This is a genomic window from Cupriavidus basilensis (genome assembly GCF_000832305.1).
Classification (GTDB): domain Bacteria; phylum Pseudomonadota; class Gammaproteobacteria; order Burkholderiales; family Burkholderiaceae; genus Cupriavidus; species Cupriavidus basilensis_F.
In genome coordinates this window covers 2,912,491-2,930,006 of the sequence record NZ_CP010536.1, presented here as the reverse complement: position 1 = coordinate 2,930,006, position 17,516 = coordinate 2,912,491, and the positions used below count along the sequence as shown (strand labels likewise).

14 protein-coding genes are annotated in these 17,516 nt (G+C 65.8%); 13 read left to right on the top strand and 1 reads right to left on the bottom strand.

Annotation, left to right across the window (positions count from 1 at the left end):
- The first annotated feature begins 7 nt into the window (after nucleotides 1–7).
- The 13 genes from RR42_RS13560 (at nucleotide 8) to RR42_RS13500 (ending at nucleotide 16,813) form a co-directional block, all read left to right on the top strand.
- On the top strand, nucleotides 8–1,900 hold the full coding sequence (locus RR42_RS13560) for a propionate--CoA ligase (protein WP_043347640.1): 1,893 nt from the start codon (nucleotides 8–10) through the stop codon (nucleotides 1,898–1,900).
- Between the two features lie 193 nt (nucleotides 1,901–2,093).
- Nucleotides 2,094–4,484, top strand: coding sequence for a bifunctional salicylyl-CoA 5-hydroxylase/oxidoreductase (locus tag RR42_RS13555; RefSeq protein ID WP_043347637.1), 2,391 nt, complete (start codon nucleotides 2,094–2,096; stop codon nucleotides 4,482–4,484).
- Nucleotides 4,485–4,486: 2 nt separating this feature from the next.
- Nucleotides 4,487–5,287 carry an SDR family NAD(P)-dependent oxidoreductase gene (locus RR42_RS13550; RefSeq protein ID WP_043347633.1) on the top strand — a complete coding sequence of 267 codons (801 nt, stop codon included), beginning with the start codon at nucleotides 4,487–4,489 and terminating at the stop codon, nucleotides 5,285–5,287.
- A 52-nt stretch (nucleotides 5,288–5,339) separates the two neighbouring features.
- Nucleotides 5,340–6,191, top strand: a complete 852-nt coding sequence (locus RR42_RS13545; RefSeq protein WP_043347630.1) for an enoyl-CoA hydratase family protein — start codon at nucleotides 5,340–5,342, stop codon at nucleotides 6,189–6,191.
- 15 nt (nucleotides 6,192–6,206) lie between these two features.
- The gene (locus tag RR42_RS13540) at nucleotides 6,207–7,370 is read left to right on the top strand and encodes an acyl-CoA dehydrogenase family protein (RefSeq protein WP_043347626.1); all 1,164 of its coding nucleotides are present in this window, start codon (nucleotides 6,207–6,209) and stop codon (nucleotides 7,368–7,370) included.
- 71 nt (nucleotides 7,371–7,441) lie between these two features.
- Nucleotides 7,442–9,115, top strand: coding sequence for an AMP-binding protein (locus RR42_RS13535; RefSeq protein ID WP_043352074.1), 1,674 nt, complete (start codon nucleotides 7,442–7,444; stop codon nucleotides 9,113–9,115).
- A complete protein-coding gene (locus RR42_RS13530) occupies nucleotides 9,112–9,570 on the top strand; it encodes an acyl-CoA thioesterase (protein ID WP_043347623.1) in 459 nt (152 codons plus the stop codon). Before RR42_RS13535 ends, RR42_RS13530 begins: the two co-directional genes overlap by 4 nt.
- 75 nt (nucleotides 9,571–9,645) lie before the next feature.
- Complete coding sequence (locus RR42_RS13525) at nucleotides 9,646–10,056, top strand: RidA family protein (protein WP_043347620.1); 411 nt, start codon at nucleotides 9,646–9,648, stop codon at nucleotides 10,054–10,056.
- 357 nt (nucleotides 10,057–10,413) lie between these two features.
- A complete protein-coding gene (gene carA / locus RR42_RS13520) occupies nucleotides 10,414–11,550 on the top strand; it encodes a glutamine-hydrolyzing carbamoyl-phosphate synthase small subunit (RefSeq protein WP_043347616.1) in 1,137 nt (378 codons plus the stop codon).
- A gap of 56 nt (nucleotides 11,551–11,606) precedes the next feature.
- Complete coding sequence (gene leuE, locus RR42_RS13515; RefSeq protein WP_043347615.1) at nucleotides 11,607–12,287, top strand: leucine efflux protein LeuE; 681 nt, start codon at nucleotides 11,607–11,609, stop codon at nucleotides 12,285–12,287.
- 65 nt (nucleotides 12,288–12,352) lie between these two features.
- A complete protein-coding gene (carB, locus tag RR42_RS13510) occupies nucleotides 12,353–15,601 on the top strand; it encodes a carbamoyl-phosphate synthase large subunit (protein WP_043347612.1) in 3,249 nt (1,082 codons plus the stop codon).
- 224 nt (nucleotides 15,602–15,825) lie between these two features.
- The gene (greA, locus tag RR42_RS13505) at nucleotides 15,826–16,299 is read left to right on the top strand and encodes a transcription elongation factor GreA (protein ID WP_043352072.1); all 474 of its coding nucleotides are present in this window, start codon (nucleotides 15,826–15,828) and stop codon (nucleotides 16,297–16,299) included.
- Nucleotides 16,300–16,309: 10 nt separating this feature from the next.
- A complete protein-coding gene (locus RR42_RS13500) occupies nucleotides 16,310–16,813 on the top strand; it encodes a DUF4149 domain-containing protein (RefSeq protein ID WP_043347610.1) in 504 nt (167 codons plus the stop codon).
- A gap of 79 nt (nucleotides 16,814–16,892) precedes the next feature.
- On the opposite strand, the gene RR42_RS13495 is transcribed toward RR42_RS13500, so the two are convergent.
- Complete coding sequence (locus RR42_RS13495; protein WP_043347609.1) at nucleotides 16,893–17,390, bottom strand: YhbY family RNA-binding protein; 498 nt, start codon at nucleotides 17,388–17,390, stop codon at nucleotides 16,893–16,895.
- Nucleotides 17,391–17,516: the final 126 nt, after the last annotated feature.

Sequence of the window (17,516 nt, the reverse complement as noted above, 5' to 3'; positions counted from 1 at the left end):
ACAAGCCATGACGGCTACCCGTGCCCTGCACGCCCGCTCGCTGAGCGACCCTGAAGGCTTCTGGGCTGAACAGGCGCGCCGCATCGACTGGGAAACCCCGTTCGACACCGTGCTGGACGACAGCCGCCCGCCATTCACCCGGTGGTTCGTCGGTGGCCGCACCAATCTTTGCCATAACGCGGTCGATCGTCATCTGGCCGAGCGCGCGGACCAGGCCGCGCTGATCTACGTATCGACGGAAACCGGCCAGCACCGCACCTACAGCTACGCCGAATTGCACGACGAGGTCAACCGCATGGCCGCGATCCTGCAGCAACTGGGTGTGGTAAAGGGCGACCGCGTGCTGATCTACATGCCGATGATTCCCGAGGCCGCGTTTGCCATGCTGGCCTGCGCGCGCATCGGCGCCATTCATTCCGTCGTGTTCGGCGGCTTCGCCTCGGTGAGCCTGGCCGCGCGCATCGACGATGCGCAGCCGCGCGTGATCGTCAGCGCGGATGCCGGCTCGCGCGCCGGCAAGGTGGTGCCCTACAAGCCATTGCTGGACGAGGCGGTGAAACTGGCCACGCACAAGCCGGAGCGCGTGCTGCTGGTGGATCGCCAGCTTTCCCCGATGACGCTCACGCCTGGCCGCGATGAAGACTATGGCGCCTGGCGCGAGCGCGTTGGCGCGGCGCGCGTGCCGTGCGCATGGCTCGAATCGAGCGAGCCGTCCTATGTGCTTTATACGTCCGGCACCACCGGCAAGCCCAAGGGCGTGCAGCGCGATACCGGCGGCTACGCGGTCGCGCTGGCGGCCTCGATGGAATACATCTTCTGCGGCAAGGCCGGCGACACCATGTTCTCCAGTTCCGATATCGGCTGGGTGGTGGGGCACAGCTATATCATCTACGGGCCGCTGCTGGCGGGCATGGCCACGATCATGTACGAAGGCACGCCGATCCGCCCGGACGGCGGCATCCTGTGGCAACTGGTCGAGCAGTACCACGTCAACATCATGTTCAGCGCGCCCACCGCCATTCGCGTGCTGAAGAAGCAGGACCCGGCCTGGCTCACGCGCTACGACCTGTCCAGCCTGCGCCTGCTGTTCCTGGCCGGCGAGCCGTTGGACGAGCCCACCGCGAGCTGGATCCAGCAGGGCATCGGCAAGCCGGTGGTGGACAACTACTGGCAGACCGAGACGGGCTGGCCGATCATCGCGATCCAGCGCGGCCTTGACCCGCTGCCGGCCAAGCTCGGCTCGCCGGGCGTGCCGGTGTACGGCTACGACTTGAAGATCATCGACGAGGCCACCGGCGCCGAATGCCCGCCGGGGCAAAAGGGCGTGGTCGCCATCGACGGGCCGCTGCCGCCGGGCTGCATGACCACGGTATGGGGCGACGACGAACGCTTCGTCAAGACGTATTGGTCCGGCGTGCCGGGACGGCGCTGCTATTCCACGTTCGACTGGGGCGTGCAGGACGAGGATGGCTATATCTTTATCCTCGGCCGCACCGACGATGTGATCAACGTGGCGGGCCACCGTCTTGGCACGCGTGAGATCGAGGAGAGCATTTCGTCGCACCCGGCAGTGGCCGAGGTAGCGGTGGTGGGTGTGCACGATGCGCTCAAGGGCCAGGCGGCGATGGCCTTTGTGATCGTGCGCGACGCGGGCCGCACCGCCACCCAGGCAGACCGGCTGGTGCTGGAGGGCGATGTGATGAAGACCGTGGACCAGCAACTGGGGGCAGTGGCGCGCCCGGCACGCGTGTTCTTCGTCAATGCGCTGCCCAAGACGCGTTCCGGCAAGCTGTTGCGCCGCGCCATGCAAGCGGTGGCGGAAGGGCGCGACCCGGGCGACCTGACCACGATTGAGGATCCCACCGCACTCGCGCAGTTGCAGGCGGCGATGCAAGGCTGAAGGCAGGGGTGCCCGCCTTCCGGCGGGCGCTGCACTGCGCAAAAGATTGTCCTTGCCAGGCGGGCTCATGCCGACTAATATTTTAAGTGTCAAATATTTAAGCATGATCTAGATGCGCTCCCGCGCATCGCATGTGCCGCACGGCTATCCTGGAACTCAGAATCCCAGGGGCCGGCACGCAGGAGACGAAAAAATGCGAGTGCTCTGTATCGGCGGAGGCCCCTCGGGCCTGTACTTCGGCTTGCTGATGAAGCTGCGGGACCCTTCCAGCGAGGTCTACGTGGTGGAGCGCAACCGGCCCTATGACACCTTTGGCTGGGGCGTGGTGTTCTCCGATGCCACCATGGACAACCTCAAGCAGGCCGACCCGGTCAGCGCGGAGCAGATCAACGCGGCGTTCAACCACTGGGACGATATCGATATCCATATCGGCGGGCGCACCCTGCGCTCCGGCGGGCATGGCTTTATCGGCATCGGCCGCAAGCGCTTGCTCAACATCCTGCAGGCGCGTTGCGAGGCGCTCGGCGTGCACCTGGTGTTCGAGACCGACGTCACGGATGACCAGGCGCTGGCGCAGCAATACCAGGCCGACATCGTGATCGCCTCCGACGGTATCAACAGCCGCGTGCGCGGCCGCTACGCCGAGACCTTCCAGCCCGACATCGATACCCGCCTGTGCCGCTTTGTCTGGCTTGGCACGCGCAAGCTGTTCGACGCTTTTACCTTTGCCTTCGAAAAGACCGAGCATGGTTGGTTCCAGGCCCATGCCTACCGTTTCGACGACAACACCTCCACCTTTATCGTCGAGGCGCCCGAGCCGGTCTGGCGCGCCGCCGGCATCGAGCAGATGAGCCAGGAGGAGGGCGTGGCCTTTTGCGAGCGCCTGTTTGCCCGCTACCTGGACGGTAACGCCCTGATCAGCAACGCCACTCACCTGCGCGGCTCGGCCAACTGGATCCGCTTTCCGCGTGTGATCTGCGGCACCTGGGTGCACTGGAACACGCTGGCCGGCGGCCGCCGCGTGCCGGTGGTGCTGATGGGCGATGCCGCGCATACCGCGCATTTCTCGATCGGCTCCGGCACCAAGCTGGCGCTGGAAGATGCGATCGACCTCGCCAACAATATCCGCGATGCCGGGCCGGGCGGCGCCGACGTGCTGCCGCAGGCGCTGGAGCGCTACCAGGCCACCCGCAGCGTAGAAGTGCTCAAGATCCAGAATGCCGCGCGCAACTCCACCGAGTGGTTCGAAAATGTCGAGCGCTACGCGGGCTTGGCGCCGGAGCAGTTCGCCTATTCGCTGCTGACGCGCTCGCAGCGCATCTCGCACGAGAACCTGCGTGTGCGAGACCCCGGCTACGTCGAGGGTTTCGAGCGCTGGCTGGCGGGGCAGGCGGCTGCCAACGTCGCCAATGCCACCAGCACCGGACAGGCGGCCGAGGCCCGCGTCGTGCCGCCGATGTTCACGCCGTTGCGCGTGCGCAATGTCACCTTGAAGAACCGCGTGGTGGTGTCGCCGATGGCCATGTACTCCTGCGAGGACGGCGTGCCGGGCGACTTCCACCTGACGCACCTGGGCGCGCGCGCGCTCGGCGGCGCGGGCATGGTGGTGGCGGAAATGACCTGCACCTCGCCGGATGCGCGCATCACCCCGGGCTGCCCGGGTTTGTGGAACGATGAGCAGCGCGATGCCTGGCGCCGCATTGTCGATTTCGTGCATGCCAACAGCGACGCGCGTATCGCCATGCAGATCGGCCACGCCGGGCGCAAGGGCTCCACGCAACTCGGCTGGGAACAGATGGACTATCCGCTCGCCGAAGGCAACTGGCCGGTGCTGTCGGCTTCGCCGCTGCCGTATATGCCGGGCATCTCGCAAGTGCCGCGCGAGATGAGCCGCGCCGATATGGACGCCGTGCGCGACGATTTCGTGGCCAGCGCGCGGCGCGCTGCCCAAGCCGGGTTCGACTGGCTGGAACTGCACTGCGCCCACGGCTACCTGCTCTCCAGCTTCATCTCGCCGCTGACCAACCAGCGCAGCGACGAATACGGCGGCTCGCTGCAGGCGCGGCTGCGCTATCCGCTGGAAGTCTTCGCCGCCGTGCGTGCCGTATGGCCGCAGGAGCGCCCGATGTCCGTGCGGATCTCGGCCCACGACTGGGTCGAAGGCGGCATCACGCCCGACGACGCGATCGAGATTGCGCGCGCCTTCAAGGCCGCGGGCGCCGACATGATCGACTGCTCATCCGGGCAGGTGAGCCCGGACCAGGCGCCGGTGTACGGCCGCATGTACCAGACGCCGTTTGCTGATCGCATCCGCAATGAAGCGGGCATCGCCACGATCGCTGTTGGCGCGATCTTCGAGGCCGACCACGTCGACAGCATCATCGCCGCGGGCCGTGCGGACCTGTGCGCGATTGCCCGGCCGCACCTGGCCGATCCCGCGTGGACCATTCACGAGGCGGCGCGGCTGGGGCATCGCGACCTGGCCTGGCCCAAGCAATACCAGGCCGGCAAGCGCCAGCTCGAGACCAATCTGGAACGGGCAGCGCAACAAGCCAGACAAGCCCGCCAGCCGGAGGATCACTGAGCATGAACACGCTTCTTTCCCTGCAAGGCCGGCACGCGCTGGTCACGGGCGGCGGGCGCGGCATCGGTGCCGCCATTGCCCGCCGCCTGCTCTCGCACGGCGCTAGCGTCACGTTGCTGGGCCGCGACGCGGCTACGCTGGCGGCCACCGCCGATACGCTGGCCGAGGCGGTCGTGTCGCCCGCCATGCTTTGCACCGTGGCGGCGGATATCTCGCAGGCCGACAGCGTGGCAGCGGCCTTTGCCGACGCCGCCGGCAAGGCAGGGCCCATCGACCTGCTGATCAACAATGCCGGCCAGGCGCGCAGCGCGCCGTTCGGCAAGACCGATCTTGCGCTATGGCAATCCATGCTCGAGGTCAACCTCACCGGCACCTTTCTCTGCACGCAGGCCGCGCTGCCGCACATGCTCGCCAATGGCTGGGGCCGCATTATCAATGTGGCCAGCACGGCCGGGCTGGTTGGCTATGGTTATGTGAGCGCCTATTGCGCGGCCAAGCACGGCGTGATTGGCCTGACCCGCGCGCTGGCGCTGGAAACGGCGAGCAGTGGTGTCACCGTCAATGCGGTCTGCCCCGGCTATACGGAAACCGACATCGTGCGCGACGCGGTCGCCAACATCGTGCGCAAGACCGGCCGTACCGAGGCGCAGGCCCGCGCCGAACTGGCCAAGGGCAATCCGCAGGGGCGATTGGTGCAGCCCGACGAAGTCGCGGACGCCGTGGCATGGCTGTGCCAGCCATCGGCCAGCGCGATTACCGGTCAGTCGATCGCCGTGGCCGGCGGCGAGGTCATGGCGGGTTGATCGCCAACGCCTGCAAGCCAACCAGATTCAGAACGAACAAGCGAGAAACGAGATGAGCGAAATAGCACTGGACATGCGCCACCACAAGCGCAGCTTCGCCGGCTACCAGCCACGGCACTTCCTGTGGTCGGTCTCGGCCGACGGCAAGGTCGGCACCGTGACGCTGAACCGCCCCGAGCGCAAGAACCCGCTCACGTTTGATTCCTACGCCGAGCTGCGCGACCTATTCCGCGGCCTGTGCTACGCCACCGACATCAAGACGGTGGTCATCACCGGCGCCGGCGGCAACTTCTGCTCGGGCGGCGACGTGCACGAAATCATCGGCCCGCTCACGCGCATGACCATGCCGGAGCTGCTGGAATTCACGCGCATGACCGGCGACCTGATCAAGGCCATGCGGGCTTGCCCGCAGCCCATCGTCAGCGCCGTCGACGGCATCTGCGCCGGCGCCGGCGCGATGATGGCGCTGGCCTCGGATATGCGTCTGGGCACGGCGCAGGCCAAGACCGCTTTCCTGTTCGTGCGGGTTGGACTGGCCGGCGCCGATATGGGTGCCTGCTCGCTGCTGCCGCGCGTGATCGGGCAGGGCCGTGCGAGCGAGCTGCTCTACACCGGCCGCGCGATGGCTGCGCAAGAAGGGCTGCAGTGGGGCTTCTTCAACGCGCTGCACGCACCGGACGCTGTGCTCGCCGAGGCGCAGGCACTGGCCGCGCAGATTGCGGCTGGTCCGACGTTCGCCCACGGTGTGACCAAGAAGCTGCTGCACCAGGAATGGAACATGGGCCTGGACGAAGCCATCGAGGCCGAGGCCGAGGCGCAGGCCATCTGCATGCAGACCCGGGATTTCCGCCGCGCCTACGACGCGTTCGTGGCCAAGACGCGCCCGGTGTTCGAAGGCGATTGAAAGGAATAGCAAGCCATGTCCGACAAAGGTTATCTCTGCCTGCCGTTCTTCGACGACACGCACCGTGAACTAGAGCAACGGCTCGATGCATGGGCCACGGCCTCGCTCAAGGTCGACCACAGCGACACCGATGCCGCCTGCCGAGCGCTGGTGCGCCAGCTCGGCGCGGCCGGCTGGCTGCGCTACTGCGTGCCAGCCGCCTACGGCGGCGCGCTCGACACGCTCGACTCGCGCTCGCTGTGCCTGCTGCGCGAGACGCTGGCTCGCCATGATGGCCTGGCCGACTTTGCCTTCGCCATGCAAGGCCTGGGCAGCGGCGCGATCACGCTGGCCGGCAGCGGCGCCATGCGCGAACGCTACCTGCCGCGCGTGGCGCGCGGCGAGGCGATTGCCGCGTTCGCGTTGTCCGAACCCGATGCCGGTTCCGATGTCGCCGCCATGCAATGCCGTGCCGTGCCGGATGGCGATCACTACGTGCTCGATGGCGTCAAGACCTGGATCTCCAACGGCGGCATCGCCGACTTCTATTGCGTCTTTGCCCGCACCGGCGAAGCGCCGGGCGCGCGCGGCATCTCCGCGTTTGTCGTGGATGCCGACACGCCGGGCCTGACCATCGCCGAGCGCATCGACGTGATGGCGCCGCACCCGCTTGCCACGCTGCGCTTCGAGAACTGCCGGGTGCCCGTCACCGCAAGGCTTGGCGAGGCAGGGCAGGGCTTCAAGGTGGCCATGATGACGCTGGACATCTTCCGCGCCTCGGTGGCTGCCGCCTCGCTGGGCTTTGGCCGCGCCGCGCTCGACGAAGCACTGGCCCGTGCCACCGCGCGGCCGATGTTCGGCGGCGTGCTGGCGGACCTGCAACTGACGCAGGCCGCCATCGGCGACATGGCCACCGCCATCGACTCGGCAGCCTTGCTGACCTACCGCGCCGCGTGGCTGCGCGATGTGGCCGGCGTGCGCACCACGCGTGAAGCCGCCATGGCCAAGATGGTGGCCACCGAGAACGCGCAGCAGGTGATCGACCGCGCGGTGCAGATGTTCGGCGGTCTCGGCGTCAAGGTCGGCACGCGCGTGGAAAGCCTGTATCGCGAGATCCGTTCCTTGCGGATCTACGAGGGTGCCACCGAAGTGCAGAAGCTGATCATCGCGCGCGAAACGCTGGCGCAGCATCGCGCCTGACGTGGCCGGCGCGAGCGGATAACCGGATAACCCTTACCAGCATCACCAGAATGAAGGAAGCGGAGACAAACATGGCGAGCACAGCCCATCTCGATACCTATGCACTGGACCGCCTGCCGCCCCCGCAGCAGTGGCCGGCGTTCCTGTTCAACGCCGATACCCGGTATCCGGAGCGCATGAACTGCGCGCTCGAACTGGTCGAGCGCCACGTGCGCGAGGGGCGCGGCGAGCGTGTGGCAATCCGCTACGAGCAAGACGGCGCGCACCGTACCGTCAGCTATGCCGAACTGGCTGCGCTATCGAATCGCATTGCCCATGTGCTGACCGGCGACATGAAGCTGGTGCCGGGCAGTCGGGTGCTGCTGCGCGGCCCAAACAACCTGATGATGGCGGCATGCTGGCTGGCCGTGGTCAAGGCAGGCTTGATCGCTGTGCCGACCATGCCGCTGCTGCGCGCGAAGGAACTCAAGCAGGTGATCGACCGCGCGGCAGTCAGCGCCGCGCTGTGTGACGAACGCCTGCGCGAGGAACTGGAGGCCAACCTCAAGCCAGGCGGCGAGCACCATTGCCCGAGCCTGACCCAGGCGCTGTACTTCAACAGCAGCGGCGCCGGTTCGGTGGAGGCCGCGATGGCGAACAAGCCCGACGGCTTCGAAGCCTGCGATACCGCGGCCGATGATATCTGCCTGATTGCCTTCACCAGCGGCACGACGGGGCAGCCCAAGGGCACGGTGCATTTCCATCGCGACGTGATCGCGATGTGTGACCTGTTTCCGCGCCATGTCCTCAAGCCCGGCCCGGACGATATCTTCTGCGGCACGCCGCCGCTGGCCTTTACGTTTGGCCTTGGCGGCATCCTGTGCTTCCCGCTGCGGGTCGGGGCTTCCACCGTGCTGGCGGAACGGCTCACGCCCGAAAGCCTGCTGGCGCTGATTCAGTCCTGGCGCGCCACCATCGTGTTTACCGCGCCGACCTTCTACCGGCAGATGGCAGCGCTGGCGCCGGGCTACGATCTGTCCAGCCTGCAAAAGAGCGTGTCGGCAGGCGAGGCGCTGCCGGATGCCACGCGCCAAAGCTGGAAGGCGGCCACGGGCATCGAGATGACCGACGGCATCGGCGGCACCGAGATGATGCATATCTTCATTTCCAGCGCGGGCGCCGATGTGCGGCCTGGTGCTATCGGCAAGGTGGTGCCCGGCTATATCGCGCAGATCGTCGATGAGCAGATGCAACCCGTGCCGCATGGCACGGTCGGCAAGCTGGCGGTGCGCGGCCCCACCGGATGCCGCTACCTGGACGACCCGCGCCAGGCCAACTACGTAAAGGACGGCTGGAACCTGCCGGGCGATACCTTCAAGGCGGATGCCGACGGCTATTACTACTATCAGGCACGCTCCGATGACATGATCGTCTCGGCTGGCTACAACATCGCCGGGCCGGAAGTGGAGAGCGCACTGATGCGCCACGAGGCGGTGGCCGAGTGCGGCGTGGTCGGCATGCCCGACCCCGAGCGCGGCCAGATTGTTGCTGCGTATGTGGTGCTGCGCCCTGGCGTGGCGGCAAGCGACGAGACTTGCGCGGCACTGCAGTCCTATGTCAAGGCCGAGATCGCACCCTACAAGTATCCGCGCAAGGTGATTTTTGTCGATGCGCTGCCGCGCACCGAGACCGGCAAGCTGCAGCGTTTCCGCCTGCGGCAGATGGCCGAGCAGAGCGGGGCACCCGAGGGTGCGAGGCAGCCGTGAACGCGTGCTTCAGCAACAGCGCGCGGGTGCGCTTCAAGGATTGCGATGCCGCCGGCATCGTGTTCTTCCCGCGCTACTTCGAGATGCTCAATGACCTGGTCGAGGACTGGTTCCGCGACGCGCTCGGCTGGTCCTTCGCCGAAATGCATGGCGCAGGGCAGGCCGGCGTGCCGACGGCGGAATTGTCCACCCGCTTTGTCGCGCCCAGTCGCCTGGGCGAATTGTTGACACGGGAGCTGCGCGTGACACAACTAGGTCGCAGCAGCTTTTCGTTGCAGGTGCGCTTTGTCGGGCCGGCTGGGGATGTGCGGGTGGAGATCGCCCAGCGGCTGGTATGCGTGGACACCGGGCAGATGGCGTCGCGCGCGCTGCCGCCGGAAGTCCGCTCGGCCATGGAGCGCTTCCTCGCGCCCGATGCCCCGGCGTCCGCACCGATGCACCCGTGCGGGGCGTAGGGCGAAGCCGGCCAAACAGAAAACAGGATCCCGATCCTAGATCCCAATCACTTCTTACGTTACGGAAAACCGACCATGAAGATTCTCCAGCCAACAGACTGGGCCGCGCCGCGCGGCTACTCGAACGGCACCATGACCGAATTGCAGGTGGGCAGCCGCCTGCTCTTCGTCGGCGGCCAGATCGGCTGGAACGGCCTGTGCGAGTTCGAGACCGATGACTTCTCCGAGCAGGTCGGCCAGGCGCTGCGCAATATCGTGGCGGTGCTGGCGGCGGGCGGCGCGCGTCCGGAGCACATCGTGCGCATGACCTGGTATGTGAAGGACAAGGTGGAATATGTGGCGGCCTACCGCGCCATCGGCGAGCACTACCGCGCCACCATCGGGCGTCATTTTCCGGCCATGACGGCGGTCGAAGTGGCCGATCTGGTGGAGGCGCGCGCCAAGGTGGAGATCGAAGTGACGGCGGTGGTGCCGGCCGGCGAATGACAACGTCAGCCCGGCATGCCGCCGGGCTGACGGGCCCGCTGAGGAGGGCGGAGGCGTCCGCAAGTCCTTGATAACTTGAGAAAATGGGTGGCGCGGGGTATAATCCAAAAGTTTCGCTTTCAGAACCCCTCACCCTAGCGCCTACCGAATTCCACCTTCCGCCGCCCCCATTTCGCCCTGGCTCCGCCGCATTGTTTTGTGTGGCGTATCGAGCACCGGGCGAACGGCCCCGGCGACAAGCATCGCGCCCAGTCGACGAAATCGACAATCCGCGCGCTGCCTGTCGCCCCGCCGGACAAACGGGGCAAGAGGCGTTGAGCAGGTCGGTCACGGGGTGAATCCAGCAGGAGCCTACCCGTGTTACCGTCTTTTCCGTCCGCCATTCTCGCGCTTGCAGACGGCACGGTCTTTCGTGGCTATTCCATTGGCGCTTCCGGCCATACCATCGGCGAAGTGGTGTTCAACACCGCTCTGACCGGTTACCAGGAAATCCTCACCGACCCCAGCTATTCCCGGCAGATCGTCACATTGACGTATCCGCATATCGGCAATGTCGGGGTCAATACTGAGGATGTCGAAGCCACGAAAGTCCATGCCGCCGGCCTGATCATCAAGGATCTGCCGCTCCTGGCCTCCAATTTCCGCAAGGAACATTCCCTCGGCCATTACCTGAAGCAGGAAAAGGTGGTGGCGATTGCCGGCATCGACACCCGCAAGCTGACCCGTATCCTGCGCGAGAAGGGTGCGCAGAACGGCTGCATCCTCGCTGGCGAGGACAATGTGCAGAAAGCCATCGACCTGGCACGTTCCTTCCCCGGCCTGGCCGGCATGGACCTGGCCAAGGTGGTGTCGGTCAAGGAACCGTACGAGTGGAACCAGACCGAATGGGTGCTGGGCCAAGGTTATGGCAAGCTGGAGTCGCCGCGTTTCCACGTGGTGGCCTTTGACTACGGCGTGAAGTTCAACATCCTGCGCATGCTGGCCGCACGCGGCTGCAAGGTGACCGTGCTGCCGGCGCAAGCCAGCGCGGAAGATGCCCTGGCGCTCAACCCGGACGGCGTGTTCCTGTCGAACGGCCCAGGAGATCCCGAGCCCTGCGACTATGCGATCCGTGCCACCCGTGAGTTCATCGCCCGCGGCATCCCCACGTTCGGCATCTGCCTGGGCCACCAGATCATGGCCCTGGCCGCCGGCGCCAAGACGCTGAAGATGAAGTTCGGCCACCACGGCGCGAACCATCCGGTGAAGGACCTCGACGACGGCCGCGTGGTGATCACCTCGCAGAACCACGGTTTTGCGGTGGACGCCGATACCCTGCCTGCCAACGTGCGCGCCACCCACGTGTCGCTGTTCGACGGCTCGCTGCAGGGCTTCGCGCTGACCGACAAGCCGGCATTCTGCTTCCAGGGTCACCCGGAAGCCTCGCCGGGCCCGCACGACGTGGCTTACCTGTTCGACCGATTTACCAAGATGATGGCCGACGCACGCCAGTAAGCACGTTCAAGCCAAGACGAGAAGTTACGTAGACAAGCAGACCGCAGGACGACCCGATGAACGCCTTCATGCATACCGCGCTGGGCATTACCGATTTCTGGACCTTTGTGCTTGGCACGATTTTCATCGTGCTGCTGCCGGGGCCGAACTCGATGTATGTGCTATCCGTCGCGGCGCAACGCGGCGTGCGCGAAGGCTACAAGGGTGCCTGCGGGGTGTTCCTGGGGGACGCCATCCTGATGGTGCTGTCGGCGGCGGGCGTGGCCTCGCTGCTCAAGGCCAGCCCCGCCTTGTTCTACGTGGTGAAGACCATCGGTGCCGCTTATCTGGGCTGGATCGGTTTCCAGATGCTGCGCGGTGCCGTGCGCGCATGGTTGCGCCGTGGCAGCGACGGCGGGACGGCGGCGCAGGCTCAAGCGCCTGTGGACCGCGCGGTCAGCCCGTTGCGCAAGGCGCTGGTGGTGAGCCTGCTCAACCCCAAGGCCATCCTGTTCTTCATCTCCTTCTTCATCCAGTTCGTCGATCCGCAGTTCGGCTACCCGGCGCTGTCGTTTGTCGCGCTGGGGCTGGTGTGCCAGTTGTGCAGCTTCGCCTACCTGACCACGATCATCTTCGTGGGCGCCAGGCTGGCCGAAGCATTTCGCCGCCGACGACGACTGTCGGCGGGCATGGCGAGCGGGGTAGGCGCCATGTTCATCGGCTTCGGCGCCAAGCTGGCGACGGCCACCCTGAACTGAATCGAATCCTGATATCCGGTGCGGCCCGCGCGATTGTGCGGGCCGGCCAATAATGAGAGCGTGCAATGCCAAAGCGCACAGACATAAAGAGCATCCTGATCATCGGCGCCGGCCCCATCATCATCGGGCAGGCGTGCGAGTTCGACTATTCCGGCGCCCAGGCCTGCAAGGCGCTGCGCGAGGAAGGTTTCAAGGTCGTGCTGGTGAATTCGAATCCGGCCACGATCATGACCGATCCCAATACGGCCGATGTGACCTACATTGAGCCGATTACCTGGGAAGTGGTCGAGCGCATCATTGCAAAAGAGCGTCCCGACGCCATCCTGCCGACCATGGGCGGCCAGACCGCGCTGAACTGCGCGCTGGATCTGCATCGCCATGGCGTGCTGGCAAAGTACAACGTCGAGCTGATCGGCGCGTCGCCGGAGGCCATCGACAAGGCCGAGGATCGCCAGAAGTTCAAGGAAGCGATGACCAAGATCGGCCTGGGCTCGGCCAAGTCCGGCATCGCTCACTCGATGGAAGAAGCGCTGGCCGTACAGACGCAGATCGCCAAGGAGACCGCCACCGGCGGCTACCCGATCGTGATCCGCCCGTCTTTCACGCTGGGCGGCTCCGGCGGCGGCATTGCCTACAACCGCGAAGAATTCGAGGAAATCTGCAAGCGCGGCCTGGATCTCTCGCCGACCCGCGAACTGCTGATCGAAGAGTCGCTGCTGGGCTGGAAAGAGTATGAGATGGAAGTTGTCCGCGACAAAAAGGACAACTGCATCATCATTTGCTCGATCGAGAACCTGGACCCGATGGGCATCCACACCGGCGACTCCATCACGGTGGCGCCCGCCCAGACCCTGACCGACAAGGAATACCAGATCCTGCGCAACGCCTCGCTGGCGGTGCTGCGCGAGATCGGCGTGGATACCGGCGGCTCCAACGTGCAGTTCTCGATCAACCCGGCCGACGGCCGCATGATCGTGATTGAAATGAACCCGCGCGTGTCGCGCTCGTCGGCGCTGGCCTCCAAGGCCACCGGTTTCCCGATCGCCAAGGTCGCCGCCAAGCTTGCGGTGGGCTACACGCTGGACGAGCTGAAGAACGAGATCACCGGCGGTGCGACCCCGGCCTCGTTCGAGCCGTCGATCGACTACGTGGTCACCAAGGTGCCGCGTTTCGCCTTCGAGAAATTCCCGCAGGCCGACAGCCACCTGACCACCCAGATGAAGTCCGTGGGTGAGGTGATGGCCATGGGCCGTACCTTCCAGGAATCGTTCCAGAAGGCCCTGCGCGGCCTGGAAGTGGGCGTGGATGGCCTGGATGACAAGTCCACCGACCGCGACGAGATCGTCGAGGAAATCGGCGAGGCCGGCCCGGACCGCATCTGGTACGTGGGCGACGCCTTCCGCATCGGCATGTCGCTGGAAGAAGTGCACGCCGAGACCGCCATCGATCCGTGGTTCCTCGCCCAGATCGAAGATATCGTCAAGACCGAGACCCTGGTCAAGGCACGCAAGCTGGACAGCCTGTCGGCCGCCGAGCTGCGTCACCTGAAGCAGAAGGGTTTCTCGGACCGCCGCCTGGCCAAGCTGATGGGCGCCGAGCCCGCAGCCGTGCGCGTGGCGCGCCATGCCGCCGGCGTGCGCCCGGTGTACAAGCGCGTGGACACCTGCGCTGCCGAGTTCGCCACCAATACCGCCTACATGTACGGCACGTATGAAGCCGAGCACGGCGAGTGCGAAGCCGACCCCACTGCCAATCGCAAGATCATGGTGCTGGGCGGCGGTCCGAACCGGATCGGCCAGGGCATCGAGTTCGACTACTGCTGCGTGCACGCCGCGCTGGCGCTGCGCGAAGACGGGTACGAGACCATCATGGTCAACTGCAACCCGGAAACCGTGTCGACCGACTACGACACCTCGGACCGCCTCTACTTCGAGCCGCTGACGCTCGAAGACGTGCTGGAAATCGTCGACCGCGAAAAACCCGTCGGGGTGATCGTGCAGTACGGCGGCCAGACCCCGCTGAAGCTGGCGCTGGACCTGGAAGCCAATGGCGTGCCCATCATCGGCACCAGCCCCGACATGATCGATGCCGCCGAAGACCGCGAGCGTTTCCAGAAGCTGCTGCATGAACTGGGCCTGCGCCAGCCGCCCAACCGCACCGCCCGTGCCGAGGACGAAGCACTGCGCCTGGCCACCGAGATCGGCTATCCGCTGGTGGTGCGCCCGTCGTACGTGCTGGGTGGCCGCGCGATGGAAATCGTGCATGAGCCGCGCGACCTCGAGCGCTACATGCGCGAGGCCGTCAAGGTCTCGCACGACTCCCCGGTGCTGCTGGACCGCTTCCTGAACGACGCCATCGAGTGCGACGTCGATGCCCTGTGCGACGGCCAACGCGTGTTTATCGGCGGCGTGATGGAGCATATCGAGCAAGCCGGCGTGCACTCGGGCGACTCCGCCTGCTCGCTGCCCCCGTACTCGCTGGCGCAAGCCACCGTGGACGAGCTCAAGCGCCAGACCGCGGCGATGGCAAAAGCCCTCAATGTGATCGGCCTGATGAACGTGCAGTTCGCCATCCAGCAAGTCAATGGCGAGGATATCGTCTACGTGCTGGAAGTGAACCCGCGCGCCTCGCGTACCGTGCCTTATGTGTCCAAGGCCACCGGCCTGTCGCTGGCCAAGATCGCCGCGCGCTGCATGGCGGGCCAGACGCTCGACTCGCAAGGCGTGTTCGATGAAGTGGTGCCCCCGTACTTCAGCGTCAAGGAAGCGGTGTTCCCCTTCAACAAGTTCCCTGGTGTCGACCCGGTGCTCGGACCAGAGATGCGCTCCACCGGCGAGGTGATGGGCGTGGGCAAGACCTTCGGCGAGGCCCTCTTCAAGAGCCAGCTCGCCGCGGGCTCGCGCCTGCCGGAGAAGGGCACCGTGTTGCTGACCGTCAAGGACAGCGACAAGCCGCACGCGGTTGGCGTGGCGCGCATGCTGCACGACATGGGCTACCCGATTGTCGCCACCCGCGGCACCGCATCGGCCATCGAAGCCGCCGGCATCCCGGTGCGCGTGGTCAACAAGGTGAAGGACGGCCGTCCGCACATCGTCGACATGCTCAAGAACGGCGAGCTGGCGCTGGTGTTCACCACCGTGGACGAAACCCGTACTGCCATCGCCGACTCGCGCTCGATCCGTATCTCGGCGCTGGCCAGCCGGGTGCCTTACTACACCACCATCGCCGGCGCGCGCGCCGCGGTGGAGGGCCTCAAGCACATGCAGAGCCTGGAGGTCTATGACCTGCAAAGCCTGCACGCCTCGCTGGCCTGAAGCGCGAAGACCGAAAGACGGTAGAGTAGACGGCTGAAGGCCTCCGGGCCGCCCGCAGTTGCTGCGGGCGGCCGTCTTGGCCTAAACTAACAGCAATTTCGTCGATCTAACCGTCGATACAACCTGACAACCTCAAAGCCGCGGTTGAGCGGAAGTGCCCCGGGCAGTGATGCCGGCGCATGGTTCCTGCTCCGCTGCGGCTCATTTTTTTGCTGAACGAAGACATGAGCATTCCGATTACCAAGCGCGGTGCCGAGCTGCTGAAAGAGGAACTGCAGCGCCTGAAGGCCGTCGAACGTCCCGCCGTGATCAACGCCATTTCCGAAGCACGTGCGCAAGGCGACCTCTCCGAGAACGCCGAGTACGACGCCGCCAAGGAAAAGCAGGCCTTTATCGAAGGCCGGATCATCGAGGTGGAGTCCAAGCTGTCGGCGGCGCAGGTCATCGACCCGACCCAGCTCGATACCGACGGCCGCATCGTGTTTGGCGCTACCGTTGACCTCGAAGACCTGGAATCGGGCAAGCCCGTGAGCTACCAGATCGTCGGCGACGACGAGGCTGACCTGGACAGCGGCAAGATTTCCGTCAGCTCGCCGATCGCGCGTGCGCTGATCGGCAAGTTCGAGGGCGATGTGGCGATCGTACTGGCCCCTGGCGGCGAGCGCGAATACGAAGTCATCACGGTTCGCTACGTCTGAACGAGGCTGCGTGTTCTCTTCCTCCTATTCGAGCCTGCCGCCGCTGCCGCATCGGATCTTCCTCCTGCTGACCGTGGTCTGGGCCGGCAGTCTGTGGACAGTGGGCTACATGGTGGCGCCGACGTTGTTTTCCGTGCTGCCCAGCCGCGAGACGGCGGGCTTGATCGCCGGGCAGCTGTTCCGGACCGAAGCCATCCTCGGCGTGGTGGTCGGTGTGCTGCAACTGGCGCTGTGCAACCTGATGATCCGCCGTGGCGCGGGACGCTATCGTGGCCTGCGCTGGCTTGTGCTGGGCATGCTGCTGTGCGTGCTGGCGGGGTATTTCGGTATCCAGCCCTTCATGGAAAACCTGAAGGAGAAGGCGACGGCGCTTGGCATGGGCGTGTCCGAGTCGCCCTACAAAGGGCAATTCGGCATGCTGCATGGCGTGTCCAGCGTGTTCTACCTGGTGCACAGCTTGCTGGCGCTGGTCACGGTGTGGCGCGCAGCGGCGCCGCGCTCGGCTGGCGAGTGAGGCGCAAGGGGCGAGCGCGGGTGGCCGTCCCTTATGCCATGCCGGCGGCCCGGGCGGGCGCGCTGGCATGGCTTCGACATTAGTCGAGCGCTTTCTTCTTCTGGCTGGTCGGGCGGACGCGCGCGCGCTTGACGTTGCCGCCGGCGGTGACGCGTTCATTGCCCAGCACCGTCACTTGCGAGCGCTTGGGGCGCCGATTGGGCGCGGCGCTAGGCTTCTTGACCGTGACAGTGCGCGGGGCGGCGCCGCCTCGCGGGGCCAGGCGGCCCAGTTCCTGCGGACGATTTTCCTTCAGGACGGCCGGGCCCGGGCGCCATACCACCAGCAGCTTGCCGATATGCTGGATCGGAGCGGCGTCCAGATCTTCGCAGATGGTTTCGTACATGGCGATGCGGCTTTCGCGGTCGTCGCCGAATACGCGGATCTTGATCAGGTCGTGAGACGCCAGGCTACGGTCGATTTCGGCCAGGACGGGGCGCGTAAGACCCTCGCCGCCGATCATCACAACCGGATTGAGGCCATGGGCACGGGAGCGGAGTTCTGAGCGCTGGGCGGGAATAAGTTGAAGAGCGGGCATAAGTAAAGCGCAGGCGAGGGCGCAAATGGGCGCGCAAGTGGTGCGCAAACCAAGGCACCGAAGTGCCGAAAAAGCGAATCGGCGCGTATTATCCGTCAAACTGGCGCGGTCAGGCTGCAAAAACAG